At 73.8% G+C, this 17,473-nt stretch carries 12 protein-coding genes; 9 read left to right on the top strand and 3 right to left on the bottom strand.

Going from position 1 to position 17,473, the window contains the following annotated elements; genetic code table 11:
- Positions 1–100: 100 nt before the first annotated feature.
- The 3 genes from ACIOSR_RS15180 (at position 101) to ACIOSR_RS15170 (ending at position 3,577) form a co-directional block, all read left to right on the top strand.
- Positions 101–1,027 carry a proline iminopeptidase-family hydrolase gene (locus tag ACIOSR_RS15180; RefSeq protein WP_402753079.1) on the top strand — a complete coding sequence of 309 codons (927 nt, stop codon included), beginning with the start codon at positions 101–103 and terminating at the stop codon, positions 1,025–1,027.
- A gap of 148 nt (positions 1,028–1,175) precedes the next feature.
- Positions 1,176–2,630: an APC family permease gene (locus ACIOSR_RS15175; protein ID WP_173151967.1), complete on the top strand. Its 1,455-nt coding sequence runs from the start codon at positions 1,176–1,178 to the stop codon at positions 2,628–2,630.
- Positions 2,627–3,577 carry an acetamidase/formamidase family protein gene (locus ACIOSR_RS15170; RefSeq protein ID WP_123572045.1) on the top strand — a complete coding sequence of 317 codons (951 nt, stop codon included), beginning with the start codon at positions 2,627–2,629 and terminating at the stop codon, positions 3,575–3,577. The genes ACIOSR_RS15175 and ACIOSR_RS15170 overlap by 4 nt, the downstream gene beginning before the upstream one ends.
- A gap of 313 nt (positions 3,578–3,890) precedes the next feature.
- Here the strand turns inward: ACIOSR_RS15170 and ACIOSR_RS15165 are convergent, their stop codons facing one another.
- Together ACIOSR_RS15165 and ACIOSR_RS15160 are read right to left on the bottom strand one after the other, a co-directional pair.
- Positions 3,891–4,562: a hypothetical protein gene (locus ACIOSR_RS15165; RefSeq protein WP_173151965.1), complete on the bottom strand. Its 672-nt coding sequence runs from the start codon at positions 4,560–4,562 to the stop codon at positions 3,891–3,893.
- 130 nt (positions 4,563–4,692) lie between these two features.
- Positions 4,693–5,445 carry an Ltp family lipoprotein gene (locus tag ACIOSR_RS15160; RefSeq protein WP_402753078.1) on the bottom strand — a complete coding sequence of 251 codons (753 nt, stop codon included), beginning with the start codon at positions 5,443–5,445 and terminating at the stop codon, positions 4,693–4,695.
- Between the two features lie 182 nt (positions 5,446–5,627).
- Between ACIOSR_RS15160 and ACIOSR_RS15155 the strand changes: the two genes are divergently transcribed.
- The 3 genes from ACIOSR_RS15155 to ACIOSR_RS15145 all read left to right on the top strand — a co-directional run bounded on the left by ACIOSR_RS15155 (position 5,628) and on the right by ACIOSR_RS15145 (position 9,390).
- Positions 5,628–7,286 (top strand): MmgE/PrpD family protein, encoded by a 1,659-nt coding sequence (locus ACIOSR_RS15155; RefSeq protein ID WP_402753077.1) that lies wholly within the window; start codon positions 5,628–5,630, stop codon positions 7,284–7,286.
- The gene (gene prpB, locus ACIOSR_RS15150; protein ID WP_402753076.1) at positions 7,286–8,185 is read left to right on the top strand and encodes a methylisocitrate lyase; all 900 of its coding nucleotides are present in this window, start codon (positions 7,286–7,288) and stop codon (positions 8,183–8,185) included. The genes ACIOSR_RS15155 and prpB overlap by 1 nt, the downstream gene beginning before the upstream one ends.
- A gap of 965 nt (positions 8,186–9,150) precedes the next feature.
- On the top strand, positions 9,151–9,390 hold the full coding sequence (locus ACIOSR_RS15145; protein WP_402753075.1) for a hypothetical protein: 240 nt from the start codon (positions 9,151–9,153) through the stop codon (positions 9,388–9,390).
- A gap of 151 nt (positions 9,391–9,541) precedes the next feature.
- Here ACIOSR_RS15145 and ACIOSR_RS15140 read toward each other — a convergent pair whose 3' ends face one another.
- Positions 9,542–10,753, bottom strand: a complete 1,212-nt coding sequence (locus ACIOSR_RS15140; protein WP_082460627.1) for a M20/M25/M40 family metallo-hydrolase — start codon at positions 10,751–10,753, stop codon at positions 9,542–9,544.
- Positions 10,754–10,937: 184 nt separating this feature from the next.
- Here ACIOSR_RS15140 and ACIOSR_RS15135 point away from each other — a divergent pair, with 184 nt between their 5' ends.
- From ACIOSR_RS15135 to phoA, 3 genes are all read left to right on the top strand, one after another.
- Positions 10,938–12,134, top strand: a complete 1,197-nt coding sequence (locus ACIOSR_RS15135) for an exonuclease SbcCD subunit D (protein ID WP_402753074.1) — start codon at positions 10,938–10,940, stop codon at positions 12,132–12,134.
- On the top strand, positions 12,131–15,127 hold the full coding sequence (locus ACIOSR_RS15130) for an AAA family ATPase (protein WP_402753073.1): 2,997 nt from the start codon (positions 12,131–12,133) through the stop codon (positions 15,125–15,127). The genes ACIOSR_RS15135 and ACIOSR_RS15130 overlap by 4 nt, the downstream gene beginning before the upstream one ends.
- Before the next feature lie 256 nt (positions 15,128–15,383).
- Positions 15,384–17,324, top strand: coding sequence for an alkaline phosphatase (gene phoA / locus ACIOSR_RS15125; protein ID WP_402753072.1), 1,941 nt, complete (start codon positions 15,384–15,386; stop codon positions 17,322–17,324).
- The last annotated feature ends 149 nt before the right edge of the window (positions 17,325–17,473 follow it).

The raw sequence follows: 17,473 nt of genomic DNA, 5'->3' as shown, positions 1-17,473 counted from the left end.
GTCCTGTGCGGAGCCGTCGAGGTCTCGTCGTGTTACGAGCAGATTAAGGCATCACGAAAGGTCTTGTCGCGAGACCTTAGCCGGGTGCATGCTCACCCGCATGTCCACGATCACCACCGGCACCGCCGCCTTCCACGACGCCGAGACCTGGTACCGGGTCACCACGCCCGACGAGCCACGCGAGGGTGCGCTGCCCCTCGTCGTGGTGCACGGCGGCCCGGGGATGGCCCACGACTACCTGCGCAACCTCGAGGCCCTCGCCGACGAGACCGGCCGCACCGTCGTGCACTACGACCAGCTCGGCTGCGGCCGCAGCACGCACCTGCCCGACGCGCCCGTCGACTTCTGGCAGCCGAGCCTCTTCGTCTCGGAGTTCGCCAACCTCGTCGCGCACCTCGGCCTCGAGCGGTACCACCTGCTCGGCCAGTCGTGGGGCGGCATGCTCGGGGCCGAGATCGCCGTGACGACACCGGACGGGTTGGCGAGCCTGGCCATCTGCAACTCGCCCGCGTCCATGCAGCTCTGGGTCGAGGGCGCCGCCGAGCTGCGCGACCAGCTGCCGACCGACACCCAGGAGGCGCTGGCACGCCACGAGGCGGACGGCACGACCACCGACCCCGAGTACCTCGCCGCCACCCAGGCGTTCTACGAGCGGCACGTCTGCCGCGTGGTGCCCATGCCGCAGGACTTCGTCGACAGCGAGGAGCAGATGGAGGCCGAGCCGACGGTTTACCACACGATGAACGGGCCGAACGAGTTCCACGTCATCGGCACGCTGCGCGACTGGACCGTCGTCGACCGCCTGCCGGTGATCACGACGCCGACCCTCGTCGTCGCGGGCGAGTTCGACGAGGCGACGCCCGCCACCTGGCAGCCCTTCGTCGACGGCATCGCCGACGTCCGGTCGCACGTGTTCGCCGGTGCCAGCCACTGCTCGCACCTCGAACAGCCCGAGGAGTTCCGGGCCGTCGTCGCGCCGTTCCTGGCGGCGCACGACGAGCTGCGCGACGCCGCACGCGCCTCCTGACCGGCGCGGGCCGCGCCTCCTGAACCGACGCGGCCCGCGCCTCCCGCCCCCCGACCTGCACCCCGACCGCACCCGCACCCCCCGACCCGACCCGACCCGCACCCGCATCCGCACCGACCCGATCCCCACCCGAGCGAGAGAGCACACCATGTCCCTGCCCACGAAGGCCGCCTCCGGCGGTGAGCTGAGCAACCAGCAGCAGCTCGAGCAGTACGGCTACAAGCAAGAACTCAAGCGGTCGGTCTCGACCGTCGACCTGCTCATCTACGGCTTGATCTTCATGGTGCCGATCGCGCCCTGGGCGATCTTCGGCACCGTCTACAACGCCTCCTCGGGCATGGTGCCGCTGGTCTACCTGGTGGGCCTCGTCGCGATGATCTTCACCGCGCTCGCCTACGCGCAGATGGCCAAGTCGATCCCGCTCGCCGGGTCGGTCTTCTCGTACGTCGGGCGGGGCATCCACCCCGTGGCCGGGTTCTTCGCCGGCTGGGCCATCCTGCTCGACTACCTGCTCGTGCCGACGCTGCTCTACGTCTTCGCCGCCGAGTCGATGATCGGCATCTTCCCGGGCACCGCACGCTGGATGTGGGCGCTGATCTTCGTCGCCGTCAACACCGCCGTGAACCTGCTCGGCATCAGCTCGATCAAGCTGATGAACCGGGTGTTCCTCGCCATCGAGGTCGTCTTCATCGTGATCTTCGTCATCATCGCGGTGACGGCGCTCAACGGCGGCACGATCCCCGGGGCCGAGTTCACGACCGACCCGATCTGGGACTCCAGCAAGGTCACCGCCCCCCTGATCGCCTCGGCGTTGTCGATCGCCGTGCTGAGCTTCCTCGGCTTCGACGGCATCTCGACCCTCGCCGAGGAGAGCACCGGCAAGCGCGGCGGGGCCGGCAAGGCCATGATCATCGCGCTGTTCATCGTGGCGTTCTGCTTCATCCTGCAGACCTGGCTGGCCAGCGCGCTCGCCGGCGGCCGCGACTCGTTCCCCGAGGGCGAGGCCGGGAACGCCTTCTTCGACCTCGTGCGCGAGGCGTCGAACAGCGGGTGGGCGACGGCGTTCTTCGTCGTCAACGTGTTGGCCGTCGGCATCGCGAACGCCATGGCCGCCCAGGCCGCGACGTCGCGCCTGCTGTTCTCGATGAGCCGCGACGGGCAGCTGCCGGCGTTCCTGTCGAAGATCAACACGCGTCAGGTGCCGCAGGCCGCGATCCTCGTCGTGTCGGCGCTCTCGGCCGTGCTCGTGTTGTTCTTCGTCGGCCAGATCGACGTCATCTCGTCGCTGGTCAACTTCGGGGCGCTGTTCGGCTTCATGCTGCTGCACGTGTCCGTCGTGGTGCACTACGTCGTGAAGAAGAAGTCGCGCAACTGGTTGCTGCACCTCGTCGTGCCCGTCGTCGGGTTCCTGATCATCGGCTACGTGCTGGTGAACGCGGCACCCGAGGCCAAGATCGGCGGGCTCGTCTGGCTGGTGCTCGGCGCGGGCGTGTTCCTCTACTACCGCAGCCGAGGAGGCGCGGCGCCGTCCCTCGGGCAGGCTGCGGACGACTCCGCGGTCGCGTCGGTGCCCGCGGCCGACTCCGAACGGCGCGACGCATGACCGCCGAGGACGCCGCGCGCGACGGGATCGACCACTTCCTCGGCAAGGAGCACGGTCGCCCCGGTTTCACCGCCACGGTGCCGCCGGCCCTGCGCATCGAGCCGGGCACCGGCGAACGCATCGGGTTCGAGACGAGCGACGCCGTCTACGCCGAGCTGCACCGACACCACGACCTCGCGAAGCTGTCCGTGCCGATCAACCCGGTCACCGGGCCGGTCTACGTCGAGGGCGCGAAGCCGGGCGACGCGCTCGCCGTCACGGTGCACGAGATCCGACTCATCGAGCACGGCTGGTCGGTCAGCCTGCCCGGCTCCGGGGCCCTGCAGCACGTCATGGGCGACGAGATGTTCACCCGCCGCGTGCCGATCGACTCCGACGGGGTCCACGTCACCGACCGGCACGTGTTCGAGGCCCGGCCGATGATCGGCTGCATGGGCACGGCGCCCGCCGAGGGCGAGAACTCGACGATCATGCCCGCGTACGCCCAGGGCGGCAACATGGACGTCACCGAGAACACGGTCGGGTCGACGGTCTACCTCCCGGTCATGGTCGAGGGGGCGTACCTGTCGATCGGCGACGTGCACGCGATCATGGCCGAGGGCGAGTCGTCGTTCGTGGCCATCGAGGCCGAGGGCACGGCGGTCGTCTCGATCGACCTGGTGCCCGGTCTCGGCCTGCGGGCGCCGCGCATCGAGACCGCCGACGACTGGATCTTCGTCGGCCTCGGCGACCCGGTGCAGGAGAGCATCCGCCGCGGGTACGAGGACGCCTTCTCGTTCCTCGTGGACGACCACGGCTGGTCGCGCGGAGACGCCTACGCCGTGCTCAGCGCCGTGGGGCACTCGAGGCTCGGGGGCCCGACCGGCTCGGTCGCCCCCGACCCGCTGCACCCGTTCGACGCCGTCGGCGCGGTCACGCTGCACCGCGTGCCGAAGCACGTGCTGTAGCGCTCGTCGCGCGTGCGCCGCGCACGCGCTGCGCGTGTGCCGCGCGTGCGCCGCGCGTGTGCCGCACCGCCGACTGGACGTGGGGGCGCCCCCGCGCCGGGGGGGGGGGGGGCGGGGGGGTTGGGGGGGGGGGGGGGGGGGGGGGGGGCGCGGGGGGCGGGCCCCCCCCCCCCGGGGGGGGGGGCCCCGCCCCCGCGGGCGGGGGGGGGGGGGGCGCCCCCCCCGGGGCCCCCCCCCCCCCCCCCCCCCCCCCCCGGCGGGGGGGGCGCCCCCACGTCCGGTCCACGGTGCGACAGGTGCAGCAGGCGCGGATTCAGCCGAAGAGGCGCGTCGCGATCGAGCCGATCAGGTCGTCCGTCGGCACGTTCGTCTGGTCGACGGTGACGACGACGTCGTCGCGCAGCCAGTAGGTCTGCGCGCGGTCCACCGGGTACAGCGGGTCGGGCGTCACGAGCTGGCAGCTGCGCCCCTCGTGGACCGAGGTGCAGGTGTAGCCCTGCGAGGCGAGACCGTCGAGGGCCGCAGCGCCGGCGGCGGGCTCGAGGTGGCCCATCGAGACCGAGATGCCCGAGATGTCGGCCCGCGGGTCACGCCAGATGCAGAACAGCTCGGTCGCCGCCCCGACGACGTCACGAGCGCCTGCCCCGGCCGGCGGGGTCGTCGGGGTGACCACGCCCGAGCTGGTGCCCGAGCCGCCGAACTCGACCGGGTTGAGCGGGGTGTCGCCGAAGGTCGAGGCGTAGGTGGCCTGGTCGACGATGTCGGTGCAGTCGACCGGAAGGGCGACCGGGCCGGCGGTCTCGGTGGGCGCGGGCGTGGGCGTGGCGGTGGCCGTGCCGGTGGCCGAGGACGGCGTCGTCGAGCTCTCGGACGGACTCGGCGTCGCGTCGCCGGCGCCGCCCGTGCAGCCTGCGGTCAGCACCAGGATCAGGCAGGCCGTGGCCCCCGTGCCGATCGCGGCGCGCATCGTCGTCGTGCTCTTCATGGTCGTGCCCTCCTGGTCGTCGGGTCGTCCCCCCGGCAGTCGTTCTCGACGCTACAGACCGGTCCGGCCCGAGCACTCGTCCCGGAGGATGAGGTCGGGCCGGCCAGGGTCACGATCGCGTCACGAGGCGTCAGCCGTCGAGGTGAGCCAGGGCGTAGTCGGCCTCCTCGGCGGTGAACTGTTCGCCGTACTCGCTGACGAGCTGGTTGCGCAGCACGTCGCCCGTCATGCCGTCCGCCGCGTAGGCCTTGGCCTTGCGGACGGCGTTGGCCTGCCAGTCGGCGTCGACCGTGTCGACCGCGTACTGCGCCGCGGCCTCGGAGGCGCCGCCGGCCACGAGCTTCGCGTAGGTCTCGAGCTTGCTGCTGCCGAGGCCGTTCGCGATGGTCTCGGCGTCCGCCAGGGCCTCCGAGTGGTCGGCCGGCACGTCGGCGGCCGCCGACGACGGCGTGGCCGACGGGGTGGGCGCAGGCGTCGACGAGGTGCGGACGGGGGCGGGCTCGGAGGTGGCGGACACGGCCGGGTCGTCCTGCTGCACGCTGTCGATCGCCGCGCCGAGGCCGACGGCGACGACGATGGACACGATGGTGGCGACGGCTCCCAGGCCGAGGCCGATCCACGCCATGACCTTCGACTGGTGCCGCAGCAGCGCGATGATGCCGAGCACCACGGCGGCGAGTCCGACGATCGTGCCCACCACGGGCACGAGGCCGAGCAGGAACGCGACGACGCCCACGACGAGGGCGGCGATCGCGAGCCCGATCGGGCGGCCCGGTCGCGGCGGCGGGGTCGACGTCCCCGTCGCGGGGTATGAGGTGGTCGGCTGGTCGGCGGAGGGGCGTCGCTCGTCGGAGCCGCCCCCCAGCGGGCTCTCGGTGGTCATGCTCCGAGCCTGCCAGGTGGCGGACAGACGGGTTCACCCCCGAACGGGGCGCGTCGGCGGGCCGGGGGACGCCAGGCGCGTCGCCCGGACCGGGTGCGAGACTGGTCGGCAACGACACGGCCGTCACCGACGACGGCGCACGGCGGGCCGCACGACGCCCGCCCCACCAGAGAGGGTGGCCGATGGGCACGCAGCACGAGCAGGCGTCCGAGCACGCACACGACGCCGGGGCGACGACCGACGCGGGCGGACGAGGGGACGCGACCCGCGCCTCCTCGTCCGGGGTCATCGGCGAGTCGGGCACCCCGACCGCCGACCTCGTCGTGCACGCGGTGCGCGTGCACCGCAGCGACCAGCCGTTGGCCCGCGAGGACGAGCTCGCGTGGCGCCTCGCCGCGCTCGCGACCGACGACGCACCCGTCGACGACGACGTGACCGAGATGGTGATCAACCGCCTGATCGACAACGCCGCCGTCTCGGCCGCGTCGCTACTGCGCGCGCCGGTCGCCGTCGCGCGCGACCAGGCGCTCGCGCATCCGCCGACCACCGGAGGCGCGGGCTCGCAGGTCACGGGCGTCGCGCCCGAGCACCCCGTCTCGCCCGAATGGGCCGCCTGGTCGAACGGGGTCGCCGTGCGTGAACTCGACTTCCACGACACGTTCCTCGCGGCGGAGTACTCGCACCCCGGCGACAACGTCCCCGCGCTCGTCGCCGTGGCCCAGCACCGCGGACTCGACGGTGCGGCCCTGTTGCGCGGCATCGTGACCGGCTACGAGGTGCAGGTCGACCTCGTCCGGGCGATCAGCCTGCACGCCCACAAGATCGACCACGTCGCCCACCTCGGCCCGTCGGTCGCGGCCGGCCTCGGCACGATGCTCGGGCTCTCGACCGAGGTGGTGCACCAGGCGATCGGCCAGGCGCTGCACACGACGACGGCCACGCGGCAGTCCCGCAAGGGGGCGATCTCGTCGTGGAAGGCCTACGCCCCGGCCTACGCCGGCAAGGCCGCGGTCGAGGCCGTCGACCGCGCGATGCGCGGCCAGGGCAGCCCCGCCCCGATCTACGAGGGCGAGGACGGCGTGATCGCCCGGCTGCTCGACGGACCCGGGGCGTCGTACGACGTGCCCCTGCCGGCGCCGGGTGCGTCCAAGCGGGGCATCCTCGACACGTACACGAAGGAGCACTCGGCCGAGTACCAGGCCCAGGCCTGGATCGACCTCGCCCGGCGGCTCGGCCGCGCGCACCCCGCCCTCCGCGACCCGGCGCAGGTGCGCGGCATCGTGCTGCACACCAGCCACCACACGCACGTCGTGATCGGCTCGGGCGCCGGCGACCCGCAGAAGTACGACCCCACGGCCAGCCGCGAGACGCTCGACCACTCCATCCCCTACATCGTGGCCGTCGCCCTGCAGGACGGCGAGTGGCACCACGAGCGCAGCTACGCCCCGGCCCGAGCGCAGCGTCCCGACACCGTCGAGCTGTGGCAGCGCATCACCACGGCGGAGGACCCCGCCTGGACGGCCCGCTACCACTCGACCGACCCCGCCGAGAAGGCGTTCGGCGGCCGCATCGAGGTCGAGTTCGTCGACGGCACGACCCTCGTCGACGAGATCGCCGTCGCCGACGCCCACCCCCTGGGGGCGCGGCCCTTCGGACGCGAGGACTACGTGCGCAAGTTCCGCACGTTGGCCGAGGGCGTGCTGCCCGACGCCGAGGTCGAGCGGTTCGTCGACCTGGCCACGCGCCTCCCCTCGTTGACGGCGGCCGAGGTGCGGCAGCTGGGCATCGTCGCTCCCGACGCCCTCGCGGGTGCCGCCGCCCAGCCGGGCGGGCTGTTCTGATGCTGTACTCGACGGTGTCGCCGGCCGACAAGCGTGCGGCGTTCCGGGCCGGGCTGGCCGACGAGCGCACCCTGGTCTTCCCCGGCGCGTTCACGCCGCTCACCGCGCGCCTGATCGAGCAGAAGGGCTTCGACGGCGTCTACGTGTCGGGCGCCGTGATGGCCAACGAGCTCGGGCTGCCCGACATCGGCCTCACCACGCTCACCGAGGTCGCCACGCGGGCCGGGCAGATCGCGTCGATGACCGACCTGCCCGTGCTCGTCGACGCCGACACCGGGTTCGGCGAGCCGATGAACGTCGCCCGCACCGTCCAGGTGCTCGAGGCCGCCGGTGTGGCCGGGCTGCACGTCGAGGACCAGGTCAACCCCAAGCGCTGCGGTCACCTCGACGGCAAGCAGGTCGTGGACGCGGCGACGGCGGCCGGGCGCATCCGGGCCGCGGTCGACGCGCGCCGCGACCCGTCGCTCGTGATCATGGCGCGCACGGACGTCCGGGCGCTCGACGGGCTCGAGGCCGCGGTCGACCGGGCCCGGGCCCTGGTCGACGCGGGGGCCGACGCGATCTTCGCCGAGGCGATGGCCGACCTCGGCGAGTTCGAGGCGATCTGCTCCGCGCTCGACGTGCCCGTGCTCGCCAACATGACCGAGTTCGGCAAGAGCGCCCTCTTCACGCACCAGCAACTGCACGACGTCGGCGTGAGCATGGTCATCCACCCGGTGTCGCTCATGCGTGCCGCGATGGGCGCGGCGTCCCGGGCGCTCGACGCGCTCGTGGCCGACGGGTCGCTCGACTCGCAGGTGCCGACGATGCAGACCCGTGCCGAGCTCTACGAGCTGATCGACTACCCCGGCTACGCCCGCTTCGACGCCGGCGTCTACGACTTCACGCTGGAGGGCTGAGGTCGGGAGCCGGTGCCGGACGCCGCCGAGTGGACAGCGCGCCGCGTCATGCGGCGGCGCGCTGTCCACTCGGCGGTTCTCGGTGCGCATAGGTCGTCTCGTCGACATGACGCGGTGGGCGGGCGGTCGTCCACAGCGAAGTTCTGGAGGCGCGGCCGGGTCCGATCGACGGGCGAGCATCGAGGGATGGACGACGACCTCCCCGATCTGATCTTCTCCGCCACGCCGGGTGCGCAGTCCCGCGAGGCGCGCGCCCTGCGACGCGACGCCGCCGCGGGACGTCTCGTGCGCGTCCAACGGGGCGTCTACGTGGCGACGGAGGACTGGGGCCGACTGAGGCCCTGGCGTCGCCACGTCGTCCGGGTGCGGGCCGCCGTGTCCGCGCTCCCCGCCGACTGCGTCGTGTCCCACGGCTCGGCCGTCGCCGTGCACGGGCTGCCGAGCGTCCAGGGCGACCCGCGCCGGGTGCACGTGATCGACCGACGTCGGGCCTCGACCCAGTGCACGCCGGTCCTCGTCAAGCACGGGGCCGGTCTCGAGGACGACGAGATCGAGTCGGTGGGCGACCTGCTGGTCACGAGTGAGCTGCGCACCGCCTTCGACGTCGCGAGGTCATCCGGGTTCGACGACGGCGTCCTCTGTCTCGACGGCGTGATGCGTCGTCGGCTCTTGGTCACGAGTCGGCTTCCGAGGGCCGCCGAGATGCGCACCCGAGTCGACGATCTGCGTGACGAGTTCCGGCTCCGGTTCGGGGCGATGGCCGACGGCGTGGTCGGACGGCGGGGTGAGCTGGCACTCGGGCGAGCGATCTCGTTCGCCACGCCCCTGTCCGAGAACGGCGGGGAGTCGCTCGTGCGAGTCGCGTTGCATCGGCTCGGTGCGCCTCAGCCGATCCTGCAAGAGGAGTTCTTCGACGCCGGGGATTCGTCGGACGATGCGACTTCTTCTTCGAAGAGTTCGGGTTCGTGCTCGAGTTCGACGGTTTCGGCAAGTACTCGGACCCTCGCTTGCTCGCGGGCTCGTCCCCGGCCGAGGTCGTACGCCGTGAGAAGAAGCGCGAGGCTCGATTGTTGGGCACGGGTCGGGTCCGACGCATCGAGAGATGTGACATCGACGACGCGCTCGATCCGCGACGGCTGGCGGCGATCGTGCGCCGTGGCGGGGTGCCACTGCGGTCGGGCCGCACCTCGGCGTCGTGGTCGTGAGGGTGCGCTATTCGTACAGCGTCGTCGGCGCCACGGCAGCGAACCGCCGAGTGGACAAGGCGCCGTGTCGCGCGGCGGCGTCGTGTCCACTCGGCGGTGCAGAGCGGTGCAAAGCACTGCAAAGCGGTGCGGTGGGGTTGGTTGGGGCGGACTAGGCGAGGTCGGCGAACAGGGCGCTGACGAACTCGGTGCGCTCGACCATGCCGTGCACGCTGATCCACTCGTGTCGGGCATGCGCTCCGCCGCCGACGCCGCCGACCCCGTCGAGCACGGCCAGGCCCAGCGCGGCGGCGAAGTTGCCGTCGCTGGCGCCGCCGACCGACACCTCGCGCAACTCGAAGCCGAGCGAGGTGGCGACCCGGGCGGCGCGTTCGTACAGCGCGCCGGTCGCGACCGAGCGCTCCATCGGCGGGCGGTTCCAGCCGCCGGTGACCTTCAGCGTCGCGGCCGGATCGTGCGCCGCGAGCCCGGCGAACACCCGCTCGATGCGCTCGGCCTCGGTCGACGAGGTGACGCGCACGTCGACCATCGCGCGGGCGTAGCCGGCCTTGACGTTGGTGCGGGTGCCGCCCTGCAGCACTCCCACGTTCAGCGAGGTGCCCGCCTCGACGTCGGCGGCCGCGTGCAGGGCCAGGACGACGCGTGCGATCTCGTCGACGGCGCTCGCACCGGAGCGCGGGTGCAGGCCGGCGTGCACCTCGACCCCGAAGGCCTCGACCTCGAAGATGCCGACGCCCTTGCGGGCGGTCTTCACGGCACCGTCGGCGGCCGACTCGAAGACGAACACCGCGCCTCCTCGTCCGACCTCGCGCTCGATCGCCTCGCGCGAGGCGATGCTGCCGACCTCCTCGTCGCCGTTGAGCAGCAGGCGCACGTTCGGACGTGGCAGCCCCAGGCGGTCGCCGATCGCGAGGGCGTTGCCGAGCTGGATCAGCCCGGACTTCATGTCGAAGACGCCCGGGCCGGTCATGCGGTCGCCCTCGACCGTGACGGGCCACCCGGCCAGCGTCCCCTCGGACCAGACCGTGTCGTAGTGGCACAGGGCCGACACCCACTCGGTCGAGCCCGACGGCGACGGGTAGTCGAGGGTCACCGTGTCGCCGTAACCCTCGACGACGTGCACCCGGCGCTCGGCCGGCGGCCCGACGGTCTCGCCGAGCCAGGTCTCGATCCAGCGGAGCCCCGCCTCGAGCAGGTCGACGTCGTCGGACGGCGTCTCGAGGCTCGCGTAGGTCGTCAGGTCGGCCACCATCGCGTCGAGGCGGGCCTCGACCTCGCGACGGAGGGCGGTGACCTGGTCGGGCTGCAGGGCGTCGTGGCTCACGGTCTCGCTCTCGTCGGGCCCGCCACGGTGTGCGGGCATCTGACCATCTCACTCCCGTGGGCGGGGCGGCGACCGGTGGGGAGGCGCGGCGCGGGACCCGAGGAGGCGCGGTGCCGGACCCGGGGAGGCGCGGTCGGCTCTGTCGGAGGCCCCCGATACAGTCGGGGGCACCGACTCCGGCACCCGTTGCCGCACCGACCGCGACATCCACGAGAGGGGCGCCGTGCGCATCCTGCACACCAGCGACTGGCACCTGGGGCGCACGCTGCACGGGGTCGACCTGCACGAGCACCAGCAGGCCTTCGTCGACCACCTGGTGGGGCTCGTGGTCGAACGGTCGATCGACGTCGTGGTGGTCGCGGGCGACGTGTACGACCGGGCCGTCCCCGCGGTGCCCAGCGTGCGCCTCCTCGGCCGGGCCCTCGCCGGCCTGACCGAGCACGCCACCGTGATCGTCACGCCGGGCAACCACGACTCGGCGGTGCGTCTGGGGTTCGCGGCCGAGCTGATGCGCCCGGGCCTGCACCTGCGGGCGTCGGTCGACCTGCTCGACGAGCCCGTCGTCGTCGACGACCCGGACGGGCCGGTCGCCTTCTACGGGCTGCCCTACCTCGACCCCGACAGCGTCCGCAGGTCCCTGGCGCCGGCGGGTACCGACGAGCCGTTGCCCCGGTCGCACGCGGCCGTCGTGGGTGCGGCGATGCAGCGGGTGCGCGACGACCTCGCCGGGCGGCCCGGCACCCGGTCGGTCGTGGTGGCGCACGCGTTCGTCGTCGCAGGGCCCGCAGTCGACCGCGAGCCCGAGGGTGCCCCGGCACCCGAACGCAGCGAGAGCGAGCGCGACATCCGGGTGGGCGGCGTCGACTCCGTGCCGTCGGCCGCGTTCGAGGGCGTCGACTACGTCGCCCTCGGCCACCTGCACGGTGCCCAGCGCGTCGGCCCGTCCGGTCGCCTGCGCTACTCGGGTTCGCCCCTGGCCTTCTCGTTCGGCGAGCGGAACCAGGTCAAGTCGTCCACGATCGTCGAGCTGACGGCCGACGGCTCGGTCTCGGTCGAGCTCGTCCCGGCCCCCGTCCCGCGACGACTGGCCGAGGTGACCGACTCCCTCGACGCCCTGCTCGACGGGCGCCACGACGACCTGCGGGACGCCTGGCTCCGGGTCTTCGTCACCGATCCGGTGCACCCCGAACGGCTCTACACGCGGGTGGCCGAGCACTTCCCGCACGCCCTCGCGATCCACCACACGCCCGTCGGTGCGGTCGAGGCCTCGGCGCTCGCCGCCGTCACTGCCGAGTCCGACCCGATCGAGGTGGCGGCCGAGTTCGTCGCCTTCGCCTCGGGCGGGGCGGCGAGCGAGACCGAGCTCGCCGTGGTGCACGGCGCCTACGAGGCCGCACTCGCGAGCGAGGTCGGCGAATGAACCTCCACCGGCTGACCCTGAGGGCCATCGGGCCCTACGCGGGCGAGCACAGCATCGACTTCGCCGCGCTCGGCGCCTCGGGCACCTTCCTGCTCGAGGGCCCGACGGGCTCGGGCAAGTCGACCATCATCGACGCGATCGTCTTCGCCCTCTACGGCGGGCTCGCCGGTTCGGCCTCGACGCCCGACCGCCTGCGCAGCCACCACGCCGCCCCCGACGTCGAGCCCTTCGTCGAGCTCGTCTTCGAGAACGGCGCGGGCGTGCATCGCATCCGACGCACGCCCGCGTACCGCCGCCCGAAGGCACGCGGCACGGGCACGACGCCGGCGAACGCGACCGCAAAGCTGTGGCGCCTCTCGTCGCCCGACGCCGTCGACGGCGAGATCGTCTCGATCAGCACGCAAGAGGCCGGCGCCGAGGTCTCGCGCATCCTCGGCCTCACGCGCCAGCAGTTCGTGCAGACCGTCGTCCTGCCCCAGGGCGAGTTCGCCGCCTTCCTCCGCTCGACCGGCGAGAAGCGCAAAGAGGTCCTGCAGTCGCTCTTCGGCACCGAGATCTACGAACGCACCACGGCCGAGCTCGTCGACCGGCGGAAGGTCGCGAACGCCGCCGTCGCCGCCGCCGACCGCGACATCGAGCTGGCGCGCGCGAGACTGCTCGAGGCGAGCGGCCTCGAGGCCGAGGCCCTCGACGAGGGGCTGGCCGCCGACGGCGGGGCCGCCCTGCTCGGTGACCTCCAGACCCAGGCCGTCGCCGCGTCGGCTCAGCGGTCACGGGTGGTCGAGGCCCGAGACGCGGCACGACGGTCGCTCGATCGCGTGCGGGCGCTGGGGGCGGCACTCGACCGACGAGCCGACCTGATCGTCCGGCGGACGCGTCTCGACGAGGGCGACGGCGAGATCGCCACGGTCCGCTCGCGCGTCGCCGCGGCGACCCGGGCCGCGACCGTGACCGACGCCCTCGCCGCGGTCACGCGGGCGATCGAGGTCGAGCGCGATGCGGCGTCACGCCTGGCCGAGGCTGCCGGGGTCGTCGCGGACGGCGAGACGAGGGCGGCGGACGGCGAGATCCCGATCCGAGCCGACGTCGCCGCCCGTCGCGACGCCCGACTGTCGGAACTCGCCCTCCTGACCGAGGCGGCCCGGACCGAGAAGGCCCTGCCCGGTCGCCGCACCGCCCTCGAGGCGGCCGAGCAGTCCCTGGTGGATGCCGACGAGCGGCGCCGGGAGCTCGACGCGCACCTCGTCGCGGCCCCCGCCGTGCGGGCGTCGCTCGTCGTCGAGCGCGACGCCCTGGCCGACGCCTCGACCGACCTCGTCGCCGCCGAGCAGGCGACGGCCGAGGCGCGGCTCCGCCTGCGTGACCTCGACGACCTCGACGCCCTCGGCCGGGCCGTCGACGCGGCGTCCGCACGACTGGCCGACGACTCGGCGGCGGCGCTGCGGGCCCTCGACGACGAGGCGGGCCTCCGCCGTCGGCAGATCGAGGGCATGGCGGGTCACCTGGCCGCCGGTCTGGTCGTCGGCGATCCGTGCCCCGTGTGCGGCTCGCGAGAGCATCCGGCCCCGGCGGCTCCCGGCACCGAGCACCCCACCGACGACCAGGTCGAGGCCGCGTCGCGGACGTCACGAGCGGCCGAGGCCCGTCAGCGCGAGTCCGCCGCACGGCACGCGACCGACGAGGGGCGGGCCGCCGAGGCCCGCCGCGCCCTGGGCGACCTGACCCGCGACGACGTCGAGTCCGACCTGGCCCGGCTCGCCCTGCGCGTGTCCGAGGCCACCCGGACCCGTACCGCCCTAGCGGCATCCGAGGCGACGCTCGTGGCCCACGACCGCGAGGTCGACGAGCTGCGGGCCGAGCGGGACGACCTCCGCGAGCGAGCCGCCACCGTCCGGGAGCGCGTCGCCGCCGACCGGCGGGCCCTGCTCGACGACGAGGCCGAGATCGCGCGACTGCTCGACGGTCGGGCCCCGACCATCGCCGAGTTGACCGCAGCGGTCGGTGACGGGGTCGAACGCGACACGCGCCTCCTGACCCTCCTCGACGCCGCGACGGTGGCGTCCGACGCGGCGACCGGTCGTCGTGCCGAGCTCGCCGCCGCGCTCGGGCGCAGCGGGTTCGACGACGTCGACCAGGTGGCCGACGCCGCGCTCGAGCCGGGCGACCTCGCCGCGCTCGAGGCGCGGGTCTCGGCCCACGAACGCGAACGGGCGATCGTCGCGGCCGGGCTGGTCGAGCCCGAGGTCGCGGTGCTGACCGGCGACGAGGTGGCGGACGTCCCGTCGGCCGTCCAGGCCCTCGACGGGGTCGAGGCCGAGCTCGACGAGGTCACCGACCGCGCGACGCGCACCGGCGACCGCGCCGAGCGGGCGCGCCAGGCCCTGGCCGCCCTCGAGGCCGTGACGGCCGCGGCCGACGCCGCCGTCGAGCACGCCCGGGCGGTGGTGCGCATGGCGAACCTCGCCAGCGCCTCGACCGGCGAGAACGTCAAGGGCGTGACGCTCGGCACCTACGTGCTGCTGCGCCGGTTCGACGAGGTCGTGGCGGCGGCGAACGTCCGGCTGTCGGTCATGTCGAGCGGGCGGTACGAGCTCGCCTCGTCCGACGAGCGCGAGGTCGGGTCGCGCTCGCGCAAGACGGGGCTCTCGCTCGTCATCCGGGACGCGACCACCGACACCACCCGCGACCCCGGCAGCTTCTCGGGCGGTGAGACCTTCTACGCCTCGCTCAGCCTCGCGCTCGGCCTCGCCGACGTCGTGCAGGCCGAGGCCGGCGGGCTCGAGCTCGGCACCCTGTTCGTCGACGAGGGGTTCGGCTCGCTCGACCCCGAGACCCTCGACGCCGTCATGAGCGAACTCGGCCGGCTCAGTGCCTCGGGGCGGGTGATCGGCATCGTCAGCCACGTCGACGAGCTCAAGCAGCGCATCGCCGACCGGGTCGAGGTGCGACGCCGCCCCGACGGGTCGTCGGTGCTCCGCTCGACGGCCGGCTGAGCAGGCAGGGCAGCGCGGGTCGGCTCAGCGGGACGGGTCGGCTGAGCAGGGCAGCGGGGAGGGGCAGCGCGGCGGGCCGGCCGGCCGGGGCGGCGGGGCGTGCCAGCCGAGCGGACGACCCCCGTCCGAGGGTGTTCACCCGCGCGCACGGCCTCGTTCACGTGGCGGCCACCCGGCAGGAGTCTGCTGGTCCCCGCCCCGCGGCGACTCCGTCGCGTGGCGACCGGATCACGATCACGATCACAGGAGCAGAACCGTGTCGAAGAACACCCCGAACCGCCGGCGTGCGGCCCTGACGACGGGGGTCGTCGCGACGGCCGCCGCCGCCGCCGCCGCCCTCGCCCTCAGCCCCGTCGCCGCCTTCGCGGCCACCCCCGCGAACGTCGCCCAGAACGGTGGTGCCGCCCGCAGCATCGACGACAGCACGCAGCTGCTGCTCGACTCGGTGGAGGCCGGCCCCGCCAAGAACGTCATCCTGCTGATCGGCGACGGCATGGGCGACAGCGAGATCACGTCGGCGCGCAACTACGCCTACGGCGCGGGCGGAACGCTGCCCGGCATCGACGCCCTGCCCCTGACCGGCCAGTACACGACGTACTCGGTCTACCGGGACGGCGCGAACAAGGGCAAGCCCGACTACGTGCCGGACTCCGCCGCGACCGGCTCCGCCTGGGCCACCGGCACGAAGACCTACGACAACGCCATCTCGGTCGACGTCGACGGCGTCCCGCAGGACACCCTGCTCGAGATCGCCAAGGCCAACGGCAAGAAGACCGGCAACGTCTCGACCGCCGAGCTGCAGGACGCCACCCCGGCCGTGCAGGCCGCGCACGTCGCCGCCCGCAGCTGCTACGGCCCCGACAGCGTCACCCAGTGCGGCGCCGACGCGCTCGACCAGGGCGGCCTCGGCTCGATCAGCGAGCAGATCATCGGCACCCGTGCCGACCTCACCCTCGGCGGAGGCGCGACCTCGTTCGGCCAGTCCGCCCGTGCCGGTCAGTGGCAGGGCGACACCCTGTTCGCCCAGGCGCAGGACCGTGGCTACCAGGTCGTGCGCGACGCGGCCGGCCTTGACGCCCTGACGACCGCCGACCAGGCGCAGCCCGTGCTCGGCACCTTCACCGACGGCAACTTCCCGACCCGGTACGCCGCCACCACGGCGACCGTCGGCGGGGCCGACCTGGCCCCGCAGACCTGCCAGCCGAACCCGGCCCGCCTGTCCACCGGCCTCTCGCTGCAGTCGCTGACCGAGAAGTCGATCGACCTGCTCGACACCGGTGACCAGGGCTTCTTCCTGCAGGTCGAGGGTGCCTCGATCGACAAGCGCGACCACAGCGCCGACGCCTGCGGTCAGATCGGTGAGGTGCTCGACCTCGACGAGGCCGTCCAGTCCGCCCTCGCCTTCGCGAAGGCCGACGGCAACACGATGGTCATCGTCACGGCGGACCACGCGCACACCAGCCAGATCGTCGACTCGACGCCGCCCGCCACGCTCAGCACCGCGCTGACGACGGTCGACGGCACCACGATGAAGATCGCCTACGGCACCGCCGCGGCGGGCGGGTCGCAGCAGCACACCGGCACGCAGTTGCGCGTCGCGGGTTACGGCCCCGGTGCCGCGAACGTCGTCGGCCTGATCGACCAGACCGACAACTTCTTCACCATCGTGAACGCCCTGCAGCTCGACCGCGACCTCGACGGCCTCAGCGCCGACGCGACGATCTCGGCTCCGACCGAGGTCGCCCCCGGCGCCGAGTTCCCGGTCAGCACCGCCGGCCTCGCCGGCGACCGCCAGGTCACGGGCACGCTCGACGTCGACGGCACGGTGACCGACCTCGGCATCGCCGACGTGGTCGACGGCGTCGCGACCTACACCGTCACCGCCCCCACCGAGCCCGGCAGCTACACGATCACGCTGACCGGCACGCAGAGCGGCACGACGCTGGCGACGACCGTCGCCGTCGTCGAAGGCGCCGTCACCCCGGCTCCGACGACCCCGCCCGCGGCGGTCCCCGGTGACGGCTCGAGCGCAGGAGGCGCGGGGACGGCCGGCAACGGAAGCGGGCCCCTCGCGTTCACCGGCTCCGACGCCCTGCCCGCCCTGCTGCTCGCGCTGATGCTGGCCGGCACCGGTGCCGCCCTCGTGCTGCGTCGTCGCCACCGCGCGGCGTCCGTGCAGGACGGCGTGCAGCTCTAGGCGTTCCCCGCCCCGACACACGGGAGGCGCGGGGGCCCCCCGCCCCCCCCCCCCCCCCCGGGAGGGGGGGGGGGGGCCCCCCCGGGCCCCCCCCCCGGGGGGGGGGGGGGGGCGGCGCCGCCCCCCCCCCCCCCGGGGCGGGGGGGCCC

It is taken from the genome of Frigoribacterium sp. NPDC087798 (assembly GCF_044742985.1).
Classification (GTDB): domain Bacteria; phylum Actinomycetota; class Actinomycetes; order Actinomycetales; family Microbacteriaceae; genus Frigoribacterium.
This window is presented reverse-complemented; position numbering and strand designations above follow the sequence as displayed.

Coding starts and splice junctions, on each gene's coding strand:
- ACIOSR_RS15155 (WP_402753077.1), top strand. CDS start 5,628: ATGGGCACGCAGCACGAGCAGGCGTCCGAGCACGCACACGACGCCGGG.
- ACIOSR_RS15165 (WP_173151965.1), bottom strand. CDS start 4,562: ATGAAGAGCACGACGACGATGCGCGCCGCGATCGGCACGGGGGCCACG.
- ACIOSR_RS15170 (WP_123572045.1), top strand. CDS start 2,627: ATGACCGCCGAGGACGCCGCGCGCGACGGGATCGACCACTTCCTCGGC.
- ACIOSR_RS15180 (WP_402753079.1), top strand. CDS start 101: ATGTCCACGATCACCACCGGCACCGCCGCCTTCCACGACGCCGAGACC.
- ACIOSR_RS15140 (WP_082460627.1), bottom strand. CDS start 10,753: ATGCCCGCACACCGTGGCGGGCCCGACGAGAGCGAGACCGTGAGCCAC.
- ACIOSR_RS15130 (WP_402753073.1), top strand. CDS start 12,131: ATGAACCTCCACCGGCTGACCCTGAGGGCCATCGGGCCCTACGCGGGC.
- prpB (WP_402753076.1), top strand. CDS start 7,286: ATGCTGTACTCGACGGTGTCGCCGGCCGACAAGCGTGCGGCGTTCCGG.
- ACIOSR_RS15160 (WP_402753078.1), bottom strand. CDS start 5,445: ATGACCACCGAGAGCCCGCTGGGGGGCGGCTCCGACGAGCGACGCCCC.
- ACIOSR_RS15175 (WP_173151967.1), top strand. CDS start 1,176: ATGTCCCTGCCCACGAAGGCCGCCTCCGGCGGTGAGCTGAGCAACCAG.